Consider the following 22189-nt stretch of genomic DNA (forward strand, 5'->3'; position numbering starts at 1 on the left):
CCCGTCGTCCGGCGTCCGCTCCCACGGGCGGAGGGAATTGAAGATGCCCGATAGGCGTACGTCGGAGCCTGTACCCTTCTTGAGGAGTTGCTGAACATGTCGCTTCGCACCACCATCGCGGCCACGGCCGCCGCTCTGTCGCTCGCCCTCCCGGTGGCCGCCTCGGCCGCCGAGCTGAAGGTCGCCTACGTGGACCTCCAGAAAGTCATGCTGGAGGTGGATGACGGAAAGGCCGCCAAGTCCCGTCTCCAGAAGTGGCTCAACGACCGCCAGAAGGAAATCGACAAGGAGCAGAACGCGCTCCGCGCCGAGAAGGAGACGCTCGACAAGCAGGCCAGCGCCATGAGCGCGGACATCAAGGCCCAGAAGGAGGCCGAGCTCCAGCGCAAGGTGATGATGCTCGCCCAGAAGTGGGAGAAGAGCCGCGCCGAGGCCGCCAACAAGGAGCAGCAGGAGATGAAGCCGATCATCGACAAGATCGACTCCATCATCAACACCATCGCCGAGCGCGATGACCTGGGCTTCGTCCTCGAGCGCCGCGACTCCGGAATCGTCTACGCCCGCTCCCTGCACGACATCTCCAACGAAGTCATCCGGGCGTACAACAGCTCGAAGAAGACGGCGGCCAAGGACGCCCCGACGAAGAAGTAGCCGTCACTCCCAACTCGTGCAGACCGCTCCCATGCCCCGCCAGCTCGGGGAGCTCGCCGCCCACGTGGGTGGAGAGCTCCTCGGTGATCCCTCACAGCTCATTCACGGACTCAACGGGCTTGAAGAAGCCGGCCCGGGAGACGTGTCTTTCTACGGAAACCCGCGCTACCGGCGCCAGTTCGAGGCCTCCCGTGCCTCGGCGGTGCTGGTGGGCGCCGACGTGCCACCCCGCGAGGGCGTGGCGCTCGTCCGGGTGGCCAACCCCCACCTGGCGTACGCGAAGCTGCTGCGCCTGTTCCACGCGCCCCAGCGCCCCGCCGCGGGCGTGAGGCCCGGCGCCTGGGTCCATCCCGAGGCCACCATCCACCCGGAGGCCGTGCTGCTGCCCGGCGCGTCGGTGGACCGGGGCGGACGGGTGGGCGCGCGCACGGTGCTCTATCCGGGCGCCTACGTGGGCGAACAGGCCGAGGTGGGGGAGGACTGCGTCCTGTACCCCAACGTGACGGTGCGCGAGCGCTGCATCGTGGGCGCGCGCGTCATCCTCCACGCCTCCAGCGTGGTGGGCGCGGACGGGTTCGGCTTCGCCTTCAACCCGGAGGGCGAGGCGGGGCCGGAGCACTTCAAGATTCCCCAGGTCGGCATCGTGCGCATCGAGGACGACGTCGAGGTGGGGGCGTGCACCTGCATCGACCGCGCGACGGTGGGTGAGACGGTGGTGGGGCGCGGCGCGAAGCTCGACAACCTGGTGCAGGTTGCCCACAACGTGCGAGTGGGCCCGCTGTCCCTCATCTGCGCGCAGGCTGGCGTGTCCGGCTCGGCGGAGATTGGGACGGGCGTGGTGCTCGCGGGGCAGGTCGGCGTGGTGGGGCACATCCGCGTGGGAGACCTGGCCAAGGTGGGCGCGCAGTCCGGCGTCGCGCACGACGTGCCGGACGGCCAGGTGGTGAGCGGGAGCCCCGCCGTTCCCCACCGGGAGTGGCTGCGGGCCAGCGCCGCGGCGGGCCAGATGGCGGACCTGCTCAAGGAAGTGCGCGCCCTGCGGCGCCGGGTCGAGACGCTGGAGAAGGAAAAGGGGCCGTGATGGACATCGGAGAGATTCTCAATCTGCTGCCGCACCGGTACCCGTTCCTGCTGGTGGACCGGGTGGTGGAGATTGTCCCGGGCCAGAAGCTGACGGCCTACAAGAACGTCACCATCAACGAGCCCTTCTTCAACGGGCACTTCCCCGGTCACCCGGTGATGCCGGGCGTGCTCATCCTGGAGGCGCTGGCGCAGGCGACGGCCATCCTCGCCTACAAGAGCGAGAACATGGACCCGGCGCGCAAGCTCACGTACCTGATGGGCGTGGACGGCGCGCGCTTCCGCAAGCCGGTGTTGCCGGGGGATCGCCTCCAACTGGACATCGAAGTGGTGCGTCACAAGGGCGCTGTCTGGAAGACGAAGGGCCTGGCGACGGTCGACGGCGCGCGGGTCGCCGAAGGCGAGTTCCTGGCAACCGTCGTGGACAAGGACGCCAACGCGGCACAGAGCGCGGCATCCTGATTCGCGCCCCGCGAGCACGAGGAGACTTCATGGCTCAGGTTCATCCCACCTCGGTGGTCCATCCCAGCGCCCGCCTCCACGACACCGTTGAGGTCGGCCCCTACTCCATCATCGGCCCCCAGGTGACGATTGGTGCGGGCTCCCGCGTGGGGCCCCACGTCGTCATCGAAGGCCGCACGACGCTGGGCGAGCGCAACCGCGTCTTCCAGTTCGCCTCCGTCGGCGCCGACCCGCAGGACCTCAAGTACGCGGGCGAGGACACGGAGCTGGTGCTCGGCGACGACAACCAGATTCGCGAGTTCGTGTCGCTGCACAAGGGCACCGCGGGCGGCGGCGGCGCCACCCGCGTGGGCAGTGGCAACCTCTTCATGGCCAACTGTCACGTCGCGCACGACTGCGTGGTGGGCAATGGCTGCCGCATCGGCAATGGCTCCGCGCTCGCGGGTCACGTGACGATGGAGGACCACGTCATCATCAGCGGCCTGGCGGCGGTGCATCAGTTCACCCGCCTGGGTCAGCACGCCTTCATCTCCGGCGGCGCCATGGTGACCATGGACATCCCGCCGTACGCCACCGCCCAGGGAGACCGGGCGGAGCTGGTGGGCCTCAACACGGTGGGCCTGGAGCGCAGTGGCTTCTCCAAGGAGCAGATTGAGCGGGTGAAGGAAGCGCACCGCATCCTGTTCCGTTCGAAGCTGACGCTCCAGGAGGCCATGGTGCGGCTGCGCGCGGAGCTGGCGGGCCACTCCGAGGTGGACCACCTCATCCAGTTCATCCAGCAAAGCAAGCGCGGCCTCACGCGCTGACACCGTGAGCGACGGACGAAAGTCGGCGGTGGAGCGGATTGGCCTCATCGCGGGCAACGGCCGGCTGCCCTTTCTCTTCGCGCGCGCCGCGCGGAAGCAGGGCCTGGAAGTCGTGGCCGTGGCGCACCGTGGAGAGACGGACCCGGCGTTGGTCGCGGAGGTGGACCGGCTGACGTGGGTGCGCGTCGGTCAGGTGGACCGCATCCAGAAGGCCTTCCGGGAAGCGGGCGTGAAGCAGGCGGCCATGGCGGGCGGCATCGGCCGCGTGCGGGCGCTGGCGGAGGCGCGGCCGGACCTGGGCGCGGTGCGCATCATCTCCCGGCTGCGCAGCTTCCGGGATGACGCGCTGCTGCGCGCGGTGGCCTCGGACTTCGAGGCACGCGGCGTCACCATCATCGCCCCCACGGACTTCCTGGGCGAGGTGCTGTGCCCGGAGGGCCACCTGGCTGGGCCCCGGCTGCACCCGGCGCAGGAGAAGGACGTGGCCCTGGGCCGCGAGGTGGCGGTGCTGCTGGGCCAGGCGGACGTGGGACAGACGGTGGTGGTGCACAACGGCCACGTCCTGGCGCTGGAGGCGGTGGAGGGCACGGACGAGGCCATCCGCCGGGGCGGCAGGCTGGGTGGCAGCGGCGGCGCCGTGGTGGTGAAGCGTTGCAAGCCGCAGCAGGACCTCCGCTTCGACCTGCCCGCTGTCGGGCCTCGCACCCTGGACGTCATGCAGGAGGTGGGCGCGCGCGTGCTGGCGCTCGAGGTGGGGCGCACGGTGCTGCTGGACGCCCCGGCCCTCTTCGCGGGCGCCGAGGCCGCGGGCATCACCCTCATCGGCGTGCCCTGAGCCCCGGCGCCCCCCTACGCGGTGGGACTAGAAGCAGCGCGCGCGCGCGGACACGCCGGTCTGCCCCGAGGCGCCGCCCAGGTACCACGAGCCGCCCGCCTGGTAGGTGCGGACGTACTCGCCGCCGCCCTCGAACTTGCCCCGGACGAACGTCAGCGCGCAGGAGCGGTTGCTGGTGCCGCCCATGGCCGTGGCCGAGTTGCCCTGGCTCCAGGTGTACTCCGGGCTGAACGTGTTGCCAGCGCCCAGGTTGATGCAACGCGCGCGCCCTTGCACGCCGCTCTGGCTGGAGTTGCCCGTCATGTACCAGCTCCCGGCCGTCTCATAGACGTGGAGCCACTCACCAGTGCCATGGAACTTGCCCTTGACGCCCGTCAGGTAGCACACGCGGTTGGCGGAGGAGCCCATGTACGTGGGGTAGCTCGACGACTGGCTCCACGTGTACTCGGTCCCCGTGTCCGCCACGTTGATGCAGCCCGCGGCGCCGTTGATGCCGGTCTGCCCCGAGGCGCCGCCCAGGTACCACGAGCTGCCCGTGTGGAAAATCTCGACGCGCTCCCCGCCACCCTCGAAGTTGCCGCCCACGCGCATGAGGTAGCAGGTCCGGTTCGACGTCGTGCCCATGGGCGTGGCGATGTTGCCCTGGCTCCAGGTGTACATGTTGGCCGTGGCCAGCTCCTGACCCTGCGTCGTCAGGTCCTGCGCGGCGGGGGGCTCGGCGGAGACGTCCATCATGTCCTCGGGACCGCAGCCCCACAGGACGGCGGGCATGGACAGGGCAATCAGTGCGTGACGCAGCTTCGACATGGGTGGTTTTCCTGTGGTGTGAGGTGTTGAGACGGCGCGGTGCGTGTGGCGGAGGGCCGCGCACCCGTCCTTGCCGTGTCGCTGCTTGAGCAAGGCGTATGCCGCGGCGTGTGGCCCCGTGGCTCCCTCTGAAGACGTGCTCGACACACCTGAGGTGGCACACCCTCGCGTGGCACGGTGGCACAGGCCACGGTGTGCCACCGTGCCGCGGCTGTATGCGTTTGATAGGCTTTGCCCATGTCACGCCTCGCGCCAACCCTTCCGTCGGAGACGGCCGCGCGGCCGGCCGAGGAAGGGGCCACGGTGGCGGGCCTTCCGTCCGAGCCGCCGGGCACCGCGCCGGCCGCGCCAGGGGCCCGCTACGAGGTGCTGGGGCTGCTGGGCCGAGGCGGCATGGGGGACGTGTACCGCGCGCGGGACAGGACGCTCGGGCGGCCGGTGGCGCTCAAGTTCCTGCGGGGCGCGGACCCGGAGCGGGCCATGCGCTTCCTGCGGGAAGCCCGCGCCCAGGCCCGCATCGACCACCCGAATGTCTGCAAGGTGTTCGACGCGGGGGAGACGGACGGCCAGGCCTTCATCGCCATGCAGCTCGTGGAGGGCGAGCGGATGGACGTCGCCGCGCGGGGCCTGGCGCCCCTGGAGAAGGCGCGGTGGTTGAAGGCCGCGGCGGAGGCGGTGGAGGCGGCCCATGTGCTGGGCGTCATCCACCGGGACCTCAAGCCCTCCAACATCATGGTGCTCCCGGGTGAGGGCGCGCGTCGCGAGCCCGTCATCATGGACTTCGGCCTCGCGTACGAGGCGGGGGAGGGGCACGGCCTCACGTCCACTGGCGCGGTGATGGGCACGCCCGCGTACATGGCGCCGGAGCAGGCCCGTGGGGAGCTGGACGCCATCGGCGCGCGCACGGACGTCTACGGCCTGGGCGCCACGCTCTACGAGCTGCTCGTCGGCGAGCCGCCCTTCACGGGTGCCACGCCGCTGGAGACGTTGAACCGGGTGCTCCACGACGACCCGGTGCCACCCCGCGAGCGCGTGCCGGACCTGGACGCCGACCTGGAGACGGTGTGCCTCAAGTGCCTGAGCAAGGAGCCAGCGCTGCGCTACGCCTCCGCCCGGGCGCTGGCGGAGGACCTGGGCCGCTACCTGGACGGCGCGCCCATCCTCGGACAGCGGCCCCGCCTGACGCACCGGCTGCGGCGCGCCGCGCGCAGGCACCGCGGGGTGGTGTTCGTCTCCGGCGTCTCGCTGGTGGGCATGCTGCTGCTCGCGGGCTTCGGGGCCCGGGCCTGGCTGGCGGAGCGGGACCTCCAGGCGCGCACGGCCTCGCGCGTCCGGCTGGCCGAGCAGTTGGGCCAGCAGGTGCAGGAAATCGAGGCCTTCGTGCGCGCCTTCCAGGGCCTGCCCCTGCACGACACGCGGCCCGAGCAGCAGCGCGTCCGGGCGCGAATGGCGCGCATGGGCGCCTTGCGACCTGGCCTGGACGGCCTGGGGGAGGGGCTGGTGCGGCAGGCGCTGGGAAGGGGCCACCTGGCGATGCGCGAGTTCGAGCAGGCGCACCGGGAGCTGACGCGGGCGCGCGAGCTGGGCGTCGACTCGCCGGGGCTCCACTACGCCTTGGGGAGGGTGCTGGGGGAGCAGTACCGCCTGGCCGTGGAGGACGCGCGGCGCAGCGGCGGCGCGGCGTGGGTGGCCGCTCGGCGGCGGCAACTGGAGGCGCGCTACCTGGCGCCCGCGCTCGACTCCCTGGAGCGCAGCGGCGGCGTGGAGCTGGAGTCTCCGCGGTACCTCGAAGGGCTCATCGCGCTGTACCGCAAGGACTACGACGGCGCGGAGCGGGCCGCGCGCGACGCCGTGGCGCAGGCGTCGTGGATGCCGGAGGTGCGGATGCTCGCCGGGGACGTGGCGCTCGCGCGGGCAATGGCCTTGCTGGAGCAGGGGGACTACGCGGGCGCGCGGACCGGGCTCATGGAGGCGGAGTCCCGCTACCAGCGGACCGTGGAGCTGGCGCGCAGCGACGCCTGGGCCCACGAGGCGCTCGCGGAGGTGTGGCTGCAACTGTCGGAGCTGGACAAGCGGGAGGGGCGCTCACGCAAGGCCGCGCTGGACCAGGCGGAGGCCGCCGCGGACCGGAGCCTCGTGGCCGACCCGGACCGGGCCTCCGGCCACACGAAGAAGGCCCAGGTGCTGATGAACCAGTACCGCGCGGTGACCTTCCAGGGGGCGCCGGACGCGCGCGGCGCGGAGGCCCTGCTCGAGGCCTGGACGGACGCGGCCTCGCGGGCTGGGACGTTGGAGCCGCGCAACGTGCTCGCGCACGACTCGCTGGGGTACAGCTACTTCATGCGCGGTCTGCGCCAGGCGCGCGCGGGCGAGGCGCCCGAGGCGTCCTGGGCACGGGCCATTCAATGGCTGGAGCGGGCGATTGAGCTGGAGCCGCACTACCCCTGGGCGCTCAACGACCTGGGGCTCGTGCACCGCTGGCGGGGCAACTATCAGCGGGAGCACGGGCAGGACCCGCTTCCGGCCTACGCCGAAGCGGAGCGCGCCTTCCAGCGGGCCGTCCAGGGGGACCCGAAGTACCTGTTCGCCCACTCCAACCTCGCGGAGCTGTACGCCGCCCGGGCGGCCCTCCTGCTCTCCCGTGGGCGCGACCCGGAGGCCGACGTGCACGCGGCGCTGGAGGCCAGCGCGCAGGCGCTGAGCCTCGACGAGCGCTTCCACTCCGCCCACGACCATGCCGCCGCCGCGGAGTTGACGCGCGCGCGCTACTTGCTGGAGACCGGCGGCGACCCGCGTCCGGCCCTGGCGCGCGCGCTCCAGGCGACGGAGCGCTCCCGAGGCGTCAACGCCCGCTCCGACCGCGCCTGGCTCCATGCGGCCGGCGCGCACCTGCTCGAAGCGCTCCAGGCCTTGCGCGGAGCGGGCGACGCGAGCGCGGCGCTCGCCAGCGGGCAGCGCGCGCTGGCGGAGGCGTACCGGCTGAGCCCCACCTGCGCGGACTGCCGGAGCCTGGGCGCGGAGCTGGCGCTGGCGGCGGCGGAGCAGGCGCGGCGCGACGGGCGCTCCAGTGCCGCGCTGCTGCGCAAGGCCCTCACTGAGGCCCGGCGGGCCGTGTCGCTCTACCCCTACTACGACAGCCACCTCACACTTGCCCGGTCGGCCTGGCGGCTGGCGCGGGACACCGGCGCTCCGTCCGCCCTCGTGGAGGAGGGGCTGGCGCAGGTGGACCTCGCGCTGAAGCTGGACCCCGGGCTGCCGGAGGCCCACGCCGTGCGAGGCGCGCTGTTGCTGCTGCGTGCCCGGCGCCAGCGGCCGGCGGTAGGGTGGGAAGCGTCCCTCCATGAGGCTGACGCGGCGTGGCGCCGCGCCACGGCCCAGGTGCCCTGGCTGAGCCGCTACGTGGTCCCCCTGGACGGCGCGGAGCAAGCCGCCCTTCGCGCCGCCGGGGCTCCAGACTCAGGGCTTTGAGGGCTGCTCCACGCCTGTCGCGAACCGCGCCTGGGAGCTCCATGTGGGGGACGGCCCGCAGGCAGGCAGCGTGAGGCCATTCTGGATGGGCACCCTGCCGCGACGGTTCGCCAGGTTGAGGCACTCCGCGCCCCGGGGGCTCCACAGGGCCTCCAGGTATCCGAGGTCCTGGAGCTTGTTGTTGCTGCCGCGCCCGAACCCGTGGGCGTCGCGCCGGAGAATCTCCGTGCCGTTGACGGTGTACGTGCTCAGGTCGCCCTGGCCCACGAAGTAGGCGGCGCGCTTGGCCTGGAGGCAGGCGCCGTAGACGAACTCGCGGTCCGCGTCGGGCTGGTGCGTCTCGGGAGTCCACGGCTGGTAGCCCCAGTCCATGCATGCGCCAATCGCGCCTGTCTCACAGGCCACGGTGAGGGTTTCGTCGTGGGGCCGCACCGCGGCGTTCAGGCCGTCGACCTGGCGCTGCGGGAGGAGGACGGACGCGACGTTCTGGTCCCCTGGCGACTGGCACTGCCGCAGCCAGACGGTGCTGGGCGCGGGCCGGTAGCGCACGACGAGGCGGTTGCCGGACACGGGTTCGAGCGACAGCTCGTAGGCGAGGCCCTCCATGACGCCGTCCAGGCGCACCGGGAGCTTGAACCCGAACACCAGCCGCGACACCGACTCGCCCCGCAGCTTCTTGGCTTCGTCCCCCTTGCGGACGGCGAGGAAGAAGTCGCTGACGTTGCCGTGAATGGCCTCCAGGGTCGGGTGCTCCCCATCATCGGGCTTGCCCGAGTTCCGGAGGTGCAGGGGGAGCTGAAGCGTCTGGTCTCTCTGGTACATGGAGCGCACGTGCAGCGCCACGCCCTTGGGGGTATTGACGAAGCCCTCCAGGCACGCCACCGGCGTCTTCTCATGGAAGAAGCAGTAGCTGTGTCCCTCGGTGACGTAGATGCCCAGGCCGTTCGGGTCGGGGTCGCACTGGCCCGTCGGACAGCTCCCGCCGCCGGACGGGGAATCAGGGCGGGCGCCGACGGGGGGCTTGGCACCGGCGATGGGGAGGGTGCAGCCCGCGGCGACGGCCAGCAGCAGCGGGCCCATGAGCCAGGTGGGGAAGGTGTTGAGCACAGGTGTCTCCTCGAAGTGACGGCGGGTGCCGTGGTCTGGCCCCGCGTCATAGCCAGGGTCATGCCATCGGCGGTCCGGTCCTGTACACGAGGCGCCACGGCGCAGCGCCGCGGAGCTGGGGCCCGGGTGGCACAGCCCGCTGGCACGGTGCCGTGTGCCAGTGACACACGCGTAGGATGGAGGCACATGGAACACGACCGGTCGACCTTGCAGCAGAGCGACGCCAGGGGGCGAGGGGTGGACTCCGGCGAGGCCCCGGTGCCGGGCCTGCTTCGCGTCCTGTGCGCGGGGAGCGCGATGGCGGTGGCCCTGCCGCTGGACGGCGCGCTGTTGCTGGGACGGGGCGCCGCTTCGTTGGGGACGGACCAGGACCCGCGGATGTCTCGCAGCCACGCCCAGGTCCGGTACGACGGCCGCCGCTTCTGGGTCACCGACCAGGGCAGTCAGAATGGCACGTTCGTGGATGGGGCACCCCTGGTGGCCGGCACGCCCCGCGAGGCCCAGCGCGTCATCCGCATGGGGGACTCGCTCTTCCTTCCCTGCGCGGACGTGGGGCCGGTGGCCCGGCGCGGCGTCGTCATGACGCGCGACTTCGTGCGAGGGCCCGCGATGCAGCGGCTGCTGGACCAGGTCGCGCGCACGGCGGAGCACGGCTTCACGTTGCACATCCACGGGGAGAGCGGCACCGGCAAGGAAGGCGTGGCCCGCGCGTTCCATGAGCGCGGCCCGCGCGCGTCGGGCCCCTTCGTGGCCGTCAACTGCGCGGCCATTCCGCAGGGGCTCGCCGAACGGCTCCTCTTCGGCGCGCGGCGCGGCGCCTTCTCCGGCGCGGACGACGCGGAGGGCTACCTCCAGGCCGCGGACGGCGGGACGTTGTTCCTGGACGAGGTGGCTGAGCTGGACCTGGCAGTGCAGGCCAAGCTGCTGCGCGCGCTGGAGACGCGCGAGGTCCTCCCCCTGGGGGGCTCCAAGCCGCGAAAGGTGGACGTTCGGGTGTGCTCCGCCGGAAACAAGGACCTGCGCGCGCAGGTGGCCAGCGGCCGGATGCGCGAGGACCTCTACTTCCGCCTGGGCAGGCCGGAGGCTGGCTTGCCGCCCCTGCGCCGCCGCCCCGAGGAGGTGGCCTTCCTGGTGGAGCGCTTCCTCGAGGAGCTTGGGGCGCGCCTGCCCGTGCACGTGGGCTTCCACGAAGCCTGCCTGTTGCGGGCCTGGCCGGGCAACGTGCGCGAGCTCCGCGTGGAGGTGCGCAGCGCCGCCCAGGAGGCGCTGCTTCACGAGGCGCCGCGCCTCGAGGCAAGACACCTGAGTCCCACCGCCGGCGCGGTGTTCGGCCCGCCGCTCGCGGAGCCACAGGTGGCGTCTGCGGCCACTCCCGGGCAGGGGGCCTCCCGGGGCAAGCCGTTGGACGAGGCTGAGCGCGCCCGGCTGGAGGAGGCGCTCCGGGCGAATGGGGGCAACGTCGCCGCCACGGCCCGGGCGCTCGGCATGCACCGGACGCAGCTGCGGCGCCTGCTGGAGCGCCATGGCCTGGCGGGCAGCGGGGAGGGGTAACGAGAGGCAAGCGCCTCGCTCCCCTGCCCGGGCTCCCCCGCGACGGGGGGTGATTGAATACCGCCGCACCTCCAACGTCCCCCGCGGGGAGCGTTTCCCTGCACGCCACCTCGTCCTACCCTCGCGGAGGAATCCACTCACACGTGCCGCGGTTGGTCGCGGCCCGTGACGCCAGAGGACTACACCGCGCCATGAACGCCCGCCTGCTGCTGCTCACCTTTGCTCTTTCTTCGCCGATGCCGGCGCTCGCGGATGCCATCCGGGTCTCGTTGGAGGGGCGCGCCGTGCTGGGGGAGCAGCTCCCGGCGCTGCTGGTCCACATCGAGGAGCCCATCGCGGGCTTTGAAGTGAAGCTGAAGCGCAGCGACGGGGAGGTGGTGGAGGTGAAGGGCGGCGGGAATCCGGGCCTCACGCGCCGCATCGAGCTGAAGCAGCCAGAGGGCCGCTTCCACTACGAGGGAGCGCTCACGGTGCGCTTCCCGGACGCGGAATCGGGCGAGATGCCGTTGTCCTTCGACACGGAGCTCTACGGCGCGCTGACGCTGGACGTGCGCAAGGAGGACGTGGACGTGGCGGCGCGGCGGCTGCGCTTCGTCCTGTCCCGGCCCGCGAAGCGCGCGGAGCTGACGGTGTTGATGGACACCGGGAAGAAGGCCTTCGAGGGCGAGGTGCCATTCAAGGGTGAGGCGGCGGGGACGCCACTGGAGCTGACGTGGCCGGCGGCGGAGGGGCGGGTGATGAAGATCTCCCTCCGTGCGTTCGACACGGCGGAGTTCTACACGGGCGTCGACCTGTATCCGTGGCAGGTGGACATTCCGCACGAGGAGGTGAACTTCGCCTCGGGCCGCGCGGACATCCCGGCGGCGGAGCGGGGCAAGCTGGACAAGAGCCACGCCCTCATCGTGGACGCGCTGGCGAAGTACGGGCGCTTCGCGTCGCTGCGCCTCTACGTGATGGGCCACACGGACACAGTGGGGGCCACGGCGGAGAACCAGGGCCTGTCCGTGCGGCGGGCCAAGAGTCTTGCGGCCTATTTCCGGAAGAAGGGGCTGCGGGTGCCCGTTTTCTACGAAGGGCTGGGAGAAGAGGCCCCGGCCGTCGCGACGCCCGACGAGACAGCGGAGGCGGGCAACCGCCGCGCGGAATACATCATCGCGGTGGAGGACCCCGTGCTTCAGCACGCGCCTCGCCCTCCGCGGTGGCGAAAGCTGTAGCGCAGTCACCGAGGGAGAGGAAAAGACGCATGGACCGATTCCACCAGAAGGTATGGGCGTTGCTCGGGCTGGGGATGCTGGGGAGCACGGGGTGCGCGCACCCGTCGCGTGTCGCGGAGCGTCAGGGCGTGGAGGCGGAGAAGTGTGAGCTCGTGCATCGGCTGCTGCGGGAGCCGGTGCCATCCCAGGTCGTCCGCGAAGTCGCCGCGGCCGGTCGCGATGAGCCCGCGCCGGTGGTGGTGTACGTGCGCCGTCCGGAGGAGGCGATGCTGGAGCGCTTCTTCTCCGGCGACGCGCCCAGCTGCGGTGACGCCACCTTCAAGGTGGTGCAGGAGAACGTGCTCGACGCGGTGGTGGTGTACCTGCAGGAGGTCCAGGACGGCTACGCGTACGACGCGCGCCGGGCCAGCCACGACGAGCTGTCACTGGAGGGCAAGCCGCAGGGCCTGCTGAAGCGCAGGGGCCCGGAGTGGGTGGCCATCCCCGGACCTACCTGAGCAGCTCCTTGACGCCGTCCGCGATGAACTGCACCGCGATGGCGGCCAGGATGAGGCCCATCACCCGCTCGACAATGGCCACGCCGGACTGGCGCAGCACGCGCTGGATGAGCCCGGAGGCGCGGAGGATGAAGTAGCTGGCCACGAACGTCAGCACGACGGCGGCCAGCACGGGGATGGCGGAGACGAGCGTGTCGCCCTTGGCCATCAGCACCATGGCGGTGGCGATGGCGCCCGGGCCCGCCAGCAGCGGAATGGCGAGGGGGACGATGGCCACGTCCTCCTTCACCACGCCTTCCTGTTCCTCGGACGGCGTGGTGCGCGTCTCCGACGGGCGGGCGCGGAGCATGTCCAGCGCGGTGATGAGCAGGAGGATGCCGCCGGCCACCCGGAAGGCGCCCAGCGACACGCCGAACACCTTGAAGATGACGCCGCCGAAGAGGGCGAAGAACAGCATCATCCCGCAGGCCACCAGGCAGGCGCGCATGGCGGTGCGGCGCACCTTCTCCTGCGTGTCCCCGGCCGTCATCGCCAGGAACAGCGGGACGACGCCAATGGGGTCCACCACGAAGAAGATGGCCGACAGCGAGACGAGGAACAGCGACACGTATTCCGGCATGACAGCCTGTGCCTACACCGTGAGCCGCAGCTTCCACACCATGGTGAGAGCCTCGGCGAAGATTTTCTTGCTCATCTTGGAGTGACCCACGCGCCGGTCCTCGAAGACGATGGGCACCTCGCGCACGGTGAAGCCCTTGCGCAGCGTGCGGTAGGTCAGCTCGATTTGAAACGCGTAGCCGGTGCTCTTCACCGAGTCCAGCTCGATGTCCTCCAGCACCCGGCGGTGGAAGCACTTGAAGCCGCCGGTGAGGTCCTGGATGCCCACGCCCAGAATCGACCGGGCGTAGAGGCTGCCGCCGCGGCTGATGATTTGCCGCCCCACGCCCCAGTTCACCGTGCCGCCGCCCGTGACGTAACGCGAGCCGAGCACCAGGTCCGCGCCGGCCTCGGCCGCATCCAGGATGCCGGGCAGGTAGCGCGGGTCGTGGCTGAAGTCCGCGTCCATCTCCAGGATGTACGTGTACTGCTCGGCCAGGGCCCAGCGGAACGCGGCGAGGTAGGCGCGGCCCAGGCCCTCCTTCTTCTCGCGGTGGAGGACGCGCACGCGCGAGTCCCGCGCGGCGAGCCCGTCCGCGAGCCGCCCGGTGCCATCGGGCGAATTGTCGTCCACGATGAGGATGTCGACCCTGGGGTCGGCCTCCAGCACAGCCTGGACGATGGCCTCGATGTTTTCCCGCTCGTTGTACGTGGGGATGCAGACCAGGGCTGGGTTCATGACCCGGCCGACATACCCTAAACGCGGCCTGGGGGCAGCAGCTCCAGCACGGACTCCGCCGCCCGGGTGGCCGCGCCCGTCTCGCCCAGCCGGCCGCGCATCTCCGCCAGCCCCTGGAGCATCTCCTCCCGGGGCGCACCGGGGCTCCAGACGCGGCGGACCTCCTCGGCGATGCGCTCGGGCGTCAGCTCCCCCTGGAGCAGCTCGGGGACGACGCGCCGGCCCGCCAGCAGGTTGATGAGGGACACGAAGGCCACCTTCAGCATCAACCGGCCCACCCAGTAGGTGATGAGCGACACGCGGTAGACGACCACCAGGGGGCGCTGCATCAGCCCTGCTTCCAGTACGGCGGTACCGGAGGCCACCACCGCGGCGTCGCTGGCACCCACGACCTCGGGCGCCCGGCCCTCCACCAGGATGGGTGTCACGCCACTGCCCTCGAAGCGGGACGTGATTTCCGCCCGGTCGATGGTAGGCGCGACGGGGACGACGACCTGGAGTCCGGGCCGCTCGGCGGACAGCCGCTTCGCCGCCTCCACCATGTCGGGGAGCAGGCGGCGGATTTCGCCCATCCGGCTGCCGGGCAGCAGTGCGAGCGTGGGGGCGTCCTTCGCCAGCCCCAGCCGCTCGCGGAAGGCCGCGGCCGTGTCGGGGGCGGGGACCTGCTCCACCACCGGACTGCCGACATAGCGGGCGCTGACGCCGGCCTCCCGGTAAAAGTCCTCCTCGAAGGGGAGGATGCAGAGCATCCGGTCCACCAACCGTTTGATGGTGCGCACCCGGCCCCGGCGCCAGGCCCAGATCATGGGCGACACGTAGTAGGCGACGGGGATGCCCAGCGCCTTGAGCTTCTTGGCCAGGCGCAGGTTGAAGTCGGGGATGTCCACCAGGATGGCGACGTCCGGCTTGCGCTCCGCGGAGGCCTCGGCCAGTCCCTTCAGAATCTGAAGGATGCGGGGAATCCGGGGCAGGACCTCGGTGATGCCCATGACGGACACCTCCCGGGCGTCGAAGAGCAGCTCCACTCCCTGGGCGGCCAGGCGGGCACCACCCATGCCAAAGAAGGTGAGGTCGGGACGGCGGGCCCGGAGGGCGGCGACGAGCTCGGCGGCGTGGGTATCGCCTGACGCCTCGCCGGCGACGACGAGGATTCGGGGGGGATTCGTCATGTGAAGGGCGCGCATCGTACCTGATGCGGGAGCGGGTGAAGGTGTAGACTGCGGCCCCCTTGAAGACGCTTCTGCTCGCCGAGAGCCACCCCCCCACGCTCGAGCACCTGAAAGGCCTGCTCTCCCAGGCTGGGTACACCGTTCGCGCGGTGAACGATCCGGTGACGGCGCTGGAGCACTTCGCGGCGGACAACCCGGATGTCGTGGTGCTGTCGGTGGACCTTCCACGCGTGGAAGGCGCCCACGTGGTGCACCTCATCCGAGGCCACGGCCAGGGCGGCAGGGTGCCCATCGTCGCCATCGACAAGGGACACCTGGGACGCGCGCGGGGCGTGAGCTCGGTGCTGGACCTCAAGGTGAACGCCTACGTGGCGGACCCGCTCAAGCCGGGCGAGCTGGTGCCCCGGCTGGAGTCGCTGGTGCGCGCGGCGCAGGCGGTGCCACTCACCGGGCTGGCGGCCACGTTGTCGCGGCCCGCCGTCAACTCGGGCGAGCTGAAGGGCCACCCGCTGCCCGCGCTGTTCCACTCCATCTACCGGCTGCGCCGGGACGGCGTGCTCGTGGTGGCGCACCGGGGCTTGAGCCGGCGCGTGTACTTCCTGCGCGGCGGGCCCGTGAGCTACGACTCCACGGCGAAGGCGGACTCGCTGCCTGGCTACCTGCTCGCCCGGAGCGTGCTCAACCCGCAGCAGGCGCAGCGGGTGACGGAGGCGCTGGACTCCGGTCTGCGCATCGGCGCGGCGCTCGCGGACGCGGGCGTGGAGGCGGCGGGCGAGGAGCTGCTGCAACTGTTGCGCGACTACAACCGGGACCGGGTGGAGCGGGTGCTGGGGATGCGCGAGGGCCGCTACGCCTTCTACGCGGGAGACGACTTCACGTCGGAGGTCGCGTCGGTGGAGGTTCCTCCGCTGGCGCCGGTGCTGGATGGCGCGCGTCGTTGCTTCACCATGAAGGTGATGGCGGCCTCGCTGCGGGTGCACATGGGGGACTACCCGGTGCGCTCGCAGGAGTTCGGGCGCGACCTGCAGGCCATGGGGCTGGACACGGATGATCTGAAGATTGCGATGCAGGTCAACGGCCGTATCTCGCTGAAGGACCTGCTGGCGCACGGGCGCGGCGAGCTGCGCATGGCGTACTCGCTCCTGTGGTTCCTGAAGCTGACGGGGGGGGTGACGTTCTCCTCGACGCCCGTGGCCACGGGCACGGATGTGCTGTCCGCGGCGGTGCTGCCGGACCGGATCGCGCCGCGCAAGCGCAAGGCCCTGCCGCCCGAGACGGCGGCCTCGCTGCGCGAGGAAGCGCTGCGCATCATCACCCGCAGCTACTTCGGAGGGCTGGGCCTGGACATCGCGGCGGACGCGGAGGCGGTGGAGCGCGCCTACCACGAGACGGCGATGCGCTTTCACCCGGACACCTACGCCGAGTTCGACATCTCCGACCTGAAGGACCTGCTGGAGTCGGTGCAGGACCGGCTCTCCGCGTCCTACCGGGTGTTGAGCGTGGAGGAGAAGCGCAAGGCCTACCTCCAGTACCTCTTCAGCCGGATGGACGTGGGGCGGAACACGGCGGTGGTCGTGGATGCGGAAATCGTGCTGCGCCGGGGCGAGTCCGCCCTGAAGCGCCGTGACTTCCCGCTGGCGGCGAAGTCCTTCGAGGAAGCGGTGTCGCACAATCCGGACGAGCCGGAGTATTACGCGTACCTCGCGTGGGCCACGTACCGGATGCCCACGGGGGCGCCGGTGGTGCGGGCGCAGAAGGCGCAGCAGGTGCTGAAGAAGGCGCTGTCGCTGGGGCCGTACGTGGAGCGGTTGCACATCATCTCCGCCATCATCGACATGGACCTGGGGGACGCGCCGCTGGCGCGGAAGAAGCTGCAGCGGGTGCTGGAGTACAACCCGTACTCCCAGCTCGCGAAGGCGGCGTTGCGCAAGGTGGGGCGCTAGCGATGCGGACGGTTCTCTTGCGGTTGCTGCGCTATGCGCGCCCTCATTCGGGTGTGCTCCTGCTCGCCTTCATCGGCATGGCGGTGGTGGGACTGACGACGGGCGCGTACGCGTACCTCACGGGCCCGGCGCTGCGCTTCCTGTTGTCGGGCGGTGAGGCAGGCTTCGCCAGCGCCCAGCGCGTGCCCTGGCTGGCGGACCTGCCTCGCGACGCGGCCCTGTGGGGCTTCCCGCTGGTGATGGTCATCGTCGGCGCGGCGAAGGGCGTGGGGTACCTGGCGCAGTTCTACTTCATGGGTCTGTTCGCGCAGCGCGTGGTGAAGGACCTGCGGCGCGACCTGTTCCAGCGCCTCACCGCGATGTCGCCCGCCCAGCTCGCGCGCGAGCGGATGGGCGACTTGCTCAGCCGGTTCTCCTCGGATGTCAGCGCCGTGGAAGCGGCGGCCATGTACACGGTGGGCTCGTACCTGCGCGACAGCCTCCAGGTCATCATCCTGGCGGGGGTGGCGCTGTCCATGAGCCCGATGCTGGGCGGCCTGATGTTGCTGGTGATTCCGCTGGCGGCGCTCCCTGCCTCGAAGCTGACGCGCAAGGTGCTCAAGCGGACGCGGGAAGGCCAGACGCAGCTCGGCAACCTGGCGGGGCAGCTCCACGAAGGGCTGGGCGGGCTGCGCACCATCCAGGCCTTCAACGGGCAGGAGGCGGAGCTGGCGCGCTTCTCCGCCTTCGCGCAGGCGCACGAGAAGGCGGTGGTGAGCGCGGCGTGGGCGCGGGGCGCGGTGCCGGGGCTGATGGAGGTGCTGGCCGCGGCGGCGCTGGCGGGCGCGCTGGCGTATGCGGTGAGCGCGCGGCTGATGGAGCCGGAGGCGCTGCTGTCGCTGCTGACGGCGGTCATCCTGGTCTACCAGCCGGTGAAGGACCTGGGTCGGGTGACGCAGTTCGCGGTGCAGGCGGGCGCGGCGGGCGAGCGGCTCTTCGCGCTGCTCGACATGAAGCACCCCGTGGAGGACGCGCCGGACGCGGTGCCCGCGCCGCCGCTGTCCCGGAGCATCCAGCTTGAAGGCGTGCGCTTCGCCTACGGGGACCGGCCCGCGCTGGACGGCCTGACGCTGGAACTGAAGGCAGGGCAGGTGACGGCGCTGGTGGGCGGCAGCGGCGGAGGCAAGAGCACGGTGACGGCGCTGCTGCTGCGCTTCGAGCGGCCGCAGAAGGGCCAGCTCTTCCTGGATGGTGTGGACGCGGACCGCTACACGGCCACGAGCGTCCGGGCCCAGTTCGCGCTGGTGACGCAGGAGCCGCTGCTGTTCCACGGCACGGTGCTGGACAACCTGCGCTACGCGAGGCCGGACGCCACGCGGGAAGAGGTGGAGGCGGCGGCGAAGGTGGCGCACGCGGATGGCTTCATCCGCGCGCTGCCCGAAGGCTATGACACGCGCATCGGCGAGCGGGGCGTGACGCTCAGCGGCGGCCAGCGTCAGCGGCTGTGCATCGCCCGCGCGGTGCTGGCGCGGGCGCCCGTGCTGGTGCTGGACGAGGCGACCAGCAGCCTCGACCCGGAGAGCGAGCGCGAGGTGCAGGCGGCGCTGGCGGCGGTGCTGCCGGGGCGCACGGCGCTGGTGATTGCGCACCGGCTGTCCACGGTGGTGAACGCGGATGTCCTCAACGTGATGGAGGCGGGGCGCGTCGTCGAAAGTGGCTCGCACGCGGACCTGCTGAATCGGGACGGGCGGTATGCGGCGCTGTGGAGGATGCAGACGGAGGGCTCCTCGGAGCGAGGCGCGGCGTGAGCCGATTGACGGCAGTGGCGGGGAAGGGGCTCCGGGCCGTCCTGGGGTTGGTGCTGCTGGTCCTGGGCTATGCGGGCTTCTTCGCGCTCTCGGCGTCCATGGCGCGCTACCCGGTGGTGCTCCCGAAGGACGATGCGCCCCGATGGGCGCGAGGGGCCTTTCACGTCCACACCACGCGTTCGGACGGTCGAGGCACACCTGAAGAGGTGGCGGCGGCGGCCAGGGCCGCGGGCCTGGACTTCGCGGTGCTCACCGACCACAACGACTTCGCGCTCCGAGCGCCGGCCTACGTCCAGGGCGTGCTGCTGGTGCACGGCGTGGAGATTTCGACGTCGGATGGGCACCTCGTGGCCTTCGGCATGTCGCGCCCGCTGGAGGGCGTGCGCGCGTGGATGCCGCCGGGGGACGCGGTTCGCGCCGTGGCGGCGGCGGGAGGCACGGCGGTGCTGGCGCACCCCGTCCAGAAGCGCAACCCCTGGAAGGACGAGGCGAGCGCGAAGGCGGTGCCCGGCTTCGAGCTGTACTCGGCGGACACCTTCTTCCGGCACGCGGTGCGCAACCCGGTGAGCCGCCTGGTGCCCGCGGTGGGGGCCTCACTGACCAACCCGGTGCATGGGGTGATGCTGCTCGTCGCACCGGAGCCGGAGCCCACGGCCCGCTTCCTGGAGCTGTCGCGTGAGCGGCCGCGCGTGGCGTTCTGCGCACATGACGCACACGGCCTGCCGTCGTACCGGGCCGTCTTCGAGTCCCTGGCCATGTACCTGCCGCCAGCGCAGGTGTCCTTCCCATTGCCCCCGGACGCGGAGGAGGCGGCGAAGCAGGTCGGCCGGGCCCTGGGCGGTGGTCAGGCCCTGTGCGCCTTCCGCGCGCTGGGGGAGCCTGGGGGCTTCGCGTTGGAGGGGCTGGACGATGTGCGGCATGAAGCGCATGTAGGCGACATGCTGACCATCCGGCTCCCAGGGCTGCCCGACGCGGAGTCGGTGCAGGTGCGGGTGTGGGGAGGCGCTCGCCTGAAGTCGGATGGCCGGTCCGTCGAGCTGACCGAGCCGGGGGTGGCGCAGGTGGAGGTGTGGGTGCGGGCTCCTGGGCGCTTCTTCGGGACGGAATGGCGACCCTGGCTGGTGCCGAGCCCCGTGCGCGTGCTGCCCCGCGGGCCGGGCATCTGATAGACGGCGCGAAAGCCGCCCATGCGCGTCCTCTACGTCCTCGCCACCTACCTGCTCTTCGCGGTCCTGTTCCCGGTGCTCGCACTGCACCGGAAGACGCGCCATGGGCTGAAGGAGCGCCTGGGCTTCTATGGTCCGGACAGCCACCTGCCTCCCGGGGACGGGCCCATCCTCTGGCTGCATGGCGCGAGCGCGGGAGACTTGCTGGCCCTCTCGCCGATGTTCGGCCCGCTGCGGGCTCGCTTCCCGGGCTGCCGCCTGGTGTTGTCGACCATGACGGACAGCGGCTACGCGATGGCGAAGGGCCGGCTGGCGAACGACATCGACGGGGTCGTCTACGTCCCCTACGACCTCTGGGGCGCGACGCGACGCGCGGTCCGAGCCATCCGTCCGGACGTGTTGGTGCTGGAGTACACCGAAATCTGGCCCAACCTCATCCGCGCGGCGAAGCGGGGTGGGGCGCGAGTGGTGATGACGAACGGGCGCTTCTCGCCAGCGAACGTAGGGAAGTACCAGACGCTGTTCCGCCTCATCGGCAACCCGCTGCGGGATTTGGACCTCCTCCTGATGCGCGAGGAGGAAGAGGCCGTCCGCGCGCGGCAGCTCGGTGCCAGGCCGGACTGGGTGAAGGTGACGGGGAACACGAAGTTCGACGCGCTCGCCGCGGGCCCGGTGCCCGAGGACGAAAGCCTGCGCACGGCGCTGGGCCTGGCGCAGGGTGAGCGGGTGTGGATTGCCGGCAGCACGCACGAGGGCGAGGAAGCACCGCTCTTGGGCGTGTACGCGCGGCTGCGCGAGCGGTGGCCGGACCTGCGGCTGGTCATTGCCCCCAGGTACGTGGACCGGGCGGCGCGAATCGTGGCACTCGCGCGCGAGGCGGGGCTGAGCGTGGGGCTGCGCTCGCAGGGCAATCCGGAGCGGGGCCAGGTCGTGGTGCTGGACACCATCGGTGAGCTGTCGAGGGCATACCGGCTGGCGACGGTGGTGTTCGTCGGCGGCTCGTTCACGATGCGCGGCGGGCAGAACATCCTGGAGCCCGCGGGGCAGGGGAAGCCGGTGCTCTACGGGCCGCACATGGACAACTTTCGGGACAGCGTGGCGTTGCTGACGGGGCAGGGTGGGCTCCAGGTTCAGGACGCCGCGGCCTTGGAGCTGGCGCTCGTGTCGCTGCTTGAATCACCAGCGCGGCTCGCGAGCCTGGGCGCCCAGGCGCTGGAGACGGTGGGCCGGCTTTCGGGCGCCAGTGAGAGGAACGCGGAGGCGATGACGACGTTGTTTCCGCACGGGAGGCCGGACCCACGATGACGCTCATCGTCCACCCACATTTCCACCATCGCTACACGGGCGTGACGCGCCACGTGGAGACGGTGGTGCCCGCGCTCGTCAGGGACTCGGGTTCGGAGACGCGCGTCATCGGCTCGGGCTTGAGTGAGGGGCTGCCCAGAATCACCTGGCCGGAGCTGCTCCGCCGCCTGCGCCGCGAGCCCGTGGTGTGGCATGCGCACCGGAACAACGAGCTCCTGGTGGGCATGCTGCTGAAGCTGCTGGGCCGGGAGGTCCGCCTCGTCTTCACCCGGCACACCTCGATGGCGCCTAGTGGCTTCACCCGCTTCATCGCCAGGGGCGCGGATGCGCTCGTCTCGTTGACGAAGCAGGTCGCGGACGTCATCGCGCTGCCGTCCACGGTCGTCTCTCACGGCATTGACCTCACGCGCTTCCACCCGCCCGAGGACCGGGACGCGGCGTGGCGCAAGCTCGGCCTGGGAGGGCGTCGCGGCATCGGCGTCATCGGACGCATCCGGAGGGAGAAGGGGCAGGGGGACTTCGTGCAGGCCCTCCGCCCGCTGCTGCCCCAGCATCCCGACTGGCAACCCGTCCTGGTCGGGCTCGCGAAGGGGCCGGACCTGGACTGGCTGAACCAGCAGATGGCGGGTATCGAAGACCGCATCGCGTTGCCCGGCGAGCAGTCCGTCATCGAGCCCTGGTATCAGGGGCTGAGCGTGCTGGTGCACCCCTCGTACGCGGAGGGTTATTCGCTGGTGCATGTGGAGGCCATGGCCTCGGGTTGCTGCGTGGTGGCCTCGAAGCTGCCGTACCTGGACACGCTCATCGAGCACGGCCGCACGGGCTTCTTCTTCGAGCCCGGAGACGTCCAGGGGCTGCGCGAGCTGCTGGACATGCTGATGCGGGAGCCCGAGCGCGCCAGGGAGATAGGCCGCAACGCGGCCGAGGAGGCCCTGCGGCGGTGTGGCGTGGAGCACGAGGCGCGAGCCCTGGCCGACGTGTACCGGGCCGCCGGGGAGCGCTGAC

General features: G+C 71.4%; 19 protein-coding genes. 14 read left to right on the forward strand and 5 right to left on the reverse strand.

What is annotated here, in order from left to right; translation table 11 throughout:
- Nucleotides 1-96: 96 nt before the first annotated feature.
- From HV826_RS18980 to HV826_RS19000, 5 genes are read left to right on the forward strand one after another with little or no spacing between them, the layout of a single operon-like run.
- Entirely contained in the window at nt 97-651 is a 555-nt protein-coding gene (locus HV826_RS18980) for an OmpH family outer membrane protein (protein ID WP_176418441.1), read from the forward strand.
- Between the two features lie 31 nt (nt 652-682).
- Nucleotides 683-1732 (forward strand): UDP-3-O-(3-hydroxymyristoyl)glucosamine N-acyltransferase, encoded by a 1050-nt coding sequence (gene lpxD / locus HV826_RS18985; protein ID WP_176418442.1) that lies wholly within the window; start codon nt 683-685, stop codon nt 1730-1732.
- Complete coding sequence (gene fabZ / locus HV826_RS18990; protein ID WP_176418464.1) at nt 1732-2193, forward strand: 3-hydroxyacyl-ACP dehydratase FabZ; 462 nt, start codon at nt 1732-1734, stop codon at nt 2191-2193. The genes lpxD and fabZ overlap by 1 nt, the downstream gene beginning before the upstream one ends.
- 29 nt (nt 2194-2222) lie before the next feature.
- Entirely contained in the window at nt 2223-2999 is a 777-nt protein-coding gene (gene lpxA / locus HV826_RS18995) for an acyl-ACP--UDP-N-acetylglucosamine O-acyltransferase (protein WP_176418443.1), read from the forward strand.
- A 28-nt stretch (nt 3000-3027) separates the two neighbouring features.
- Entirely contained in the window at nt 3028-3834 is an 807-nt protein-coding gene (locus HV826_RS19000) for a UDP-2,3-diacylglucosamine diphosphatase LpxI domain-containing protein (protein WP_176418465.1), read from the forward strand.
- 27 nt (nt 3835-3861) lie between these two features.
- Here the strand turns inward: HV826_RS19000 and HV826_RS19005 are convergent, their stop codons facing one another.
- The gene (locus HV826_RS19005) at nt 3862-4641 is read right to left on the reverse strand and encodes a hypothetical protein (protein ID WP_176418444.1); all 780 of its coding nucleotides are present in this window, start codon (nt 4639-4641) and stop codon (nt 3862-3864) included.
- A 237-nt stretch (nt 4642-4878) separates the two neighbouring features.
- On the opposite strand from HV826_RS19005, the gene HV826_RS19010 reads away from it, so the two are divergent.
- Nucleotides 4879-8109: a protein kinase domain-containing protein gene (locus HV826_RS19010; protein WP_176418445.1), complete on the forward strand. Its 3231-nt coding sequence runs from the start codon at nt 4879-4881 to the stop codon at nt 8107-8109.
- On the opposite strand, the gene HV826_RS38105 is transcribed toward HV826_RS19010, so the two are convergent.
- Nucleotides 8098-9216, reverse strand: a complete 1119-nt coding sequence (locus HV826_RS38105; RefSeq protein ID WP_176418446.1) for an ADYC domain-containing protein — start codon at nt 9214-9216, stop codon at nt 8098-8100. The two genes, HV826_RS19010 and HV826_RS38105, sit on opposite strands and share 12 nt — an antisense overlap.
- Before the next feature lie 186 nt (nt 9217-9402).
- On the opposite strand from HV826_RS38105, the gene HV826_RS19020 reads away from it, so the two are divergent.
- From HV826_RS19020 to HV826_RS19030, 3 genes are all read left to right on the forward strand, one after another.
- Nucleotides 9403-10767 carry a sigma 54-interacting transcriptional regulator gene (locus HV826_RS19020; protein ID WP_176418447.1) on the forward strand — a complete coding sequence of 455 codons (1365 nt, stop codon included), beginning with the start codon at nt 9403-9405 and terminating at the stop codon, nt 10765-10767.
- Nucleotides 10768-10958: 191 nt separating this feature from the next.
- A complete protein-coding gene (locus tag HV826_RS19025) occupies nt 10959-11981 on the forward strand; it encodes an OmpA family protein (protein ID WP_255207861.1) in 1023 nt (340 codons plus the stop codon).
- A gap of 29 nt (nt 11982-12010) precedes the next feature.
- A complete protein-coding gene (locus HV826_RS19030; protein ID WP_163782457.1) occupies nt 12011-12478 on the forward strand; it encodes a hypothetical protein in 468 nt (155 codons plus the stop codon).
- Here the strand turns inward: HV826_RS19030 and HV826_RS19035 are convergent.
- Genes HV826_RS19035 through lpxB form a run of 3 tightly spaced genes read right to left on the reverse strand, consistent with a single transcriptional unit; the run spans nt 12471 to nt 14983 of the window.
- A complete protein-coding gene (locus HV826_RS19035) occupies nt 12471-13097 on the reverse strand; it encodes a MarC family protein (RefSeq protein WP_176418449.1) in 627 nt (208 codons plus the stop codon). The genes HV826_RS19030 and HV826_RS19035 overlap by 8 nt on opposite strands.
- Nucleotides 13098-13109: 12 nt before the next feature.
- Nucleotides 13110-13814: a polyprenol monophosphomannose synthase gene (locus HV826_RS19040; RefSeq protein ID WP_176418450.1), complete on the reverse strand. Its 705-nt coding sequence runs from the start codon at nt 13812-13814 to the stop codon at nt 13110-13112.
- Between the two features lie 17 nt (nt 13815-13831).
- The gene (gene lpxB, locus HV826_RS19045; protein ID WP_176418451.1) at nt 13832-14983 is read right to left on the reverse strand and encodes a lipid-A-disaccharide synthase; all 1152 of its coding nucleotides are present in this window, start codon (nt 14981-14983) and stop codon (nt 13832-13834) included.
- 59 nt (nt 14984-15042) lie between these two features.
- On the opposite strand from lpxB, the gene HV826_RS19050 reads away from it, so the two are divergent.
- The 5 genes from HV826_RS19050 to HV826_RS19070 are packed head-to-tail and all read left to right on the forward strand — an operon-like array spanning nt 15043 to nt 22188.
- Nucleotides 15043-16926: a DUF4388 domain-containing protein gene (locus HV826_RS19050; protein ID WP_176418452.1), complete on the forward strand. Its 1884-nt coding sequence runs from the start codon at nt 15043-15045 to the stop codon at nt 16924-16926.
- 2 nt (nt 16927-16928) lie between these two features.
- Nucleotides 16929-18713, forward strand: a complete 1785-nt coding sequence (locus HV826_RS19055) for an ABC transporter ATP-binding protein (protein WP_176418453.1) — start codon at nt 16929-16931, stop codon at nt 18711-18713.
- A 5-nt stretch (nt 18714-18718) separates the two neighbouring features.
- Entirely contained in the window at nt 18719-19879 is a 1161-nt protein-coding gene (locus HV826_RS19060; RefSeq protein ID WP_176418466.1) for a PHP domain-containing protein, read from the forward strand.
- Between the two features lie 21 nt (nt 19880-19900).
- On the forward strand, nt 19901-21184 hold the full coding sequence (locus tag HV826_RS19065) for a 3-deoxy-D-manno-octulosonic acid transferase (RefSeq protein ID WP_176418454.1): 1284 nt from the start codon (nt 19901-19903) through the stop codon (nt 21182-21184).
- Entirely contained in the window at nt 21181-22188 is a 1008-nt protein-coding gene (locus HV826_RS19070; RefSeq protein ID WP_176418455.1) for a glycosyltransferase family 4 protein, read from the forward strand. Before HV826_RS19065 ends, HV826_RS19070 begins: the two co-directional genes overlap by 4 nt.
- Nucleotide 22189: the final 1 nt, after the last annotated feature.

The sequence above is a fragment of the Myxococcus sp. AM010 genome (genome assembly GCF_013372585.1).
GTDB lineage: Bacteria > Myxococcota > Myxococcia > Myxococcales > Myxococcaceae > Myxococcus > Myxococcus vastator.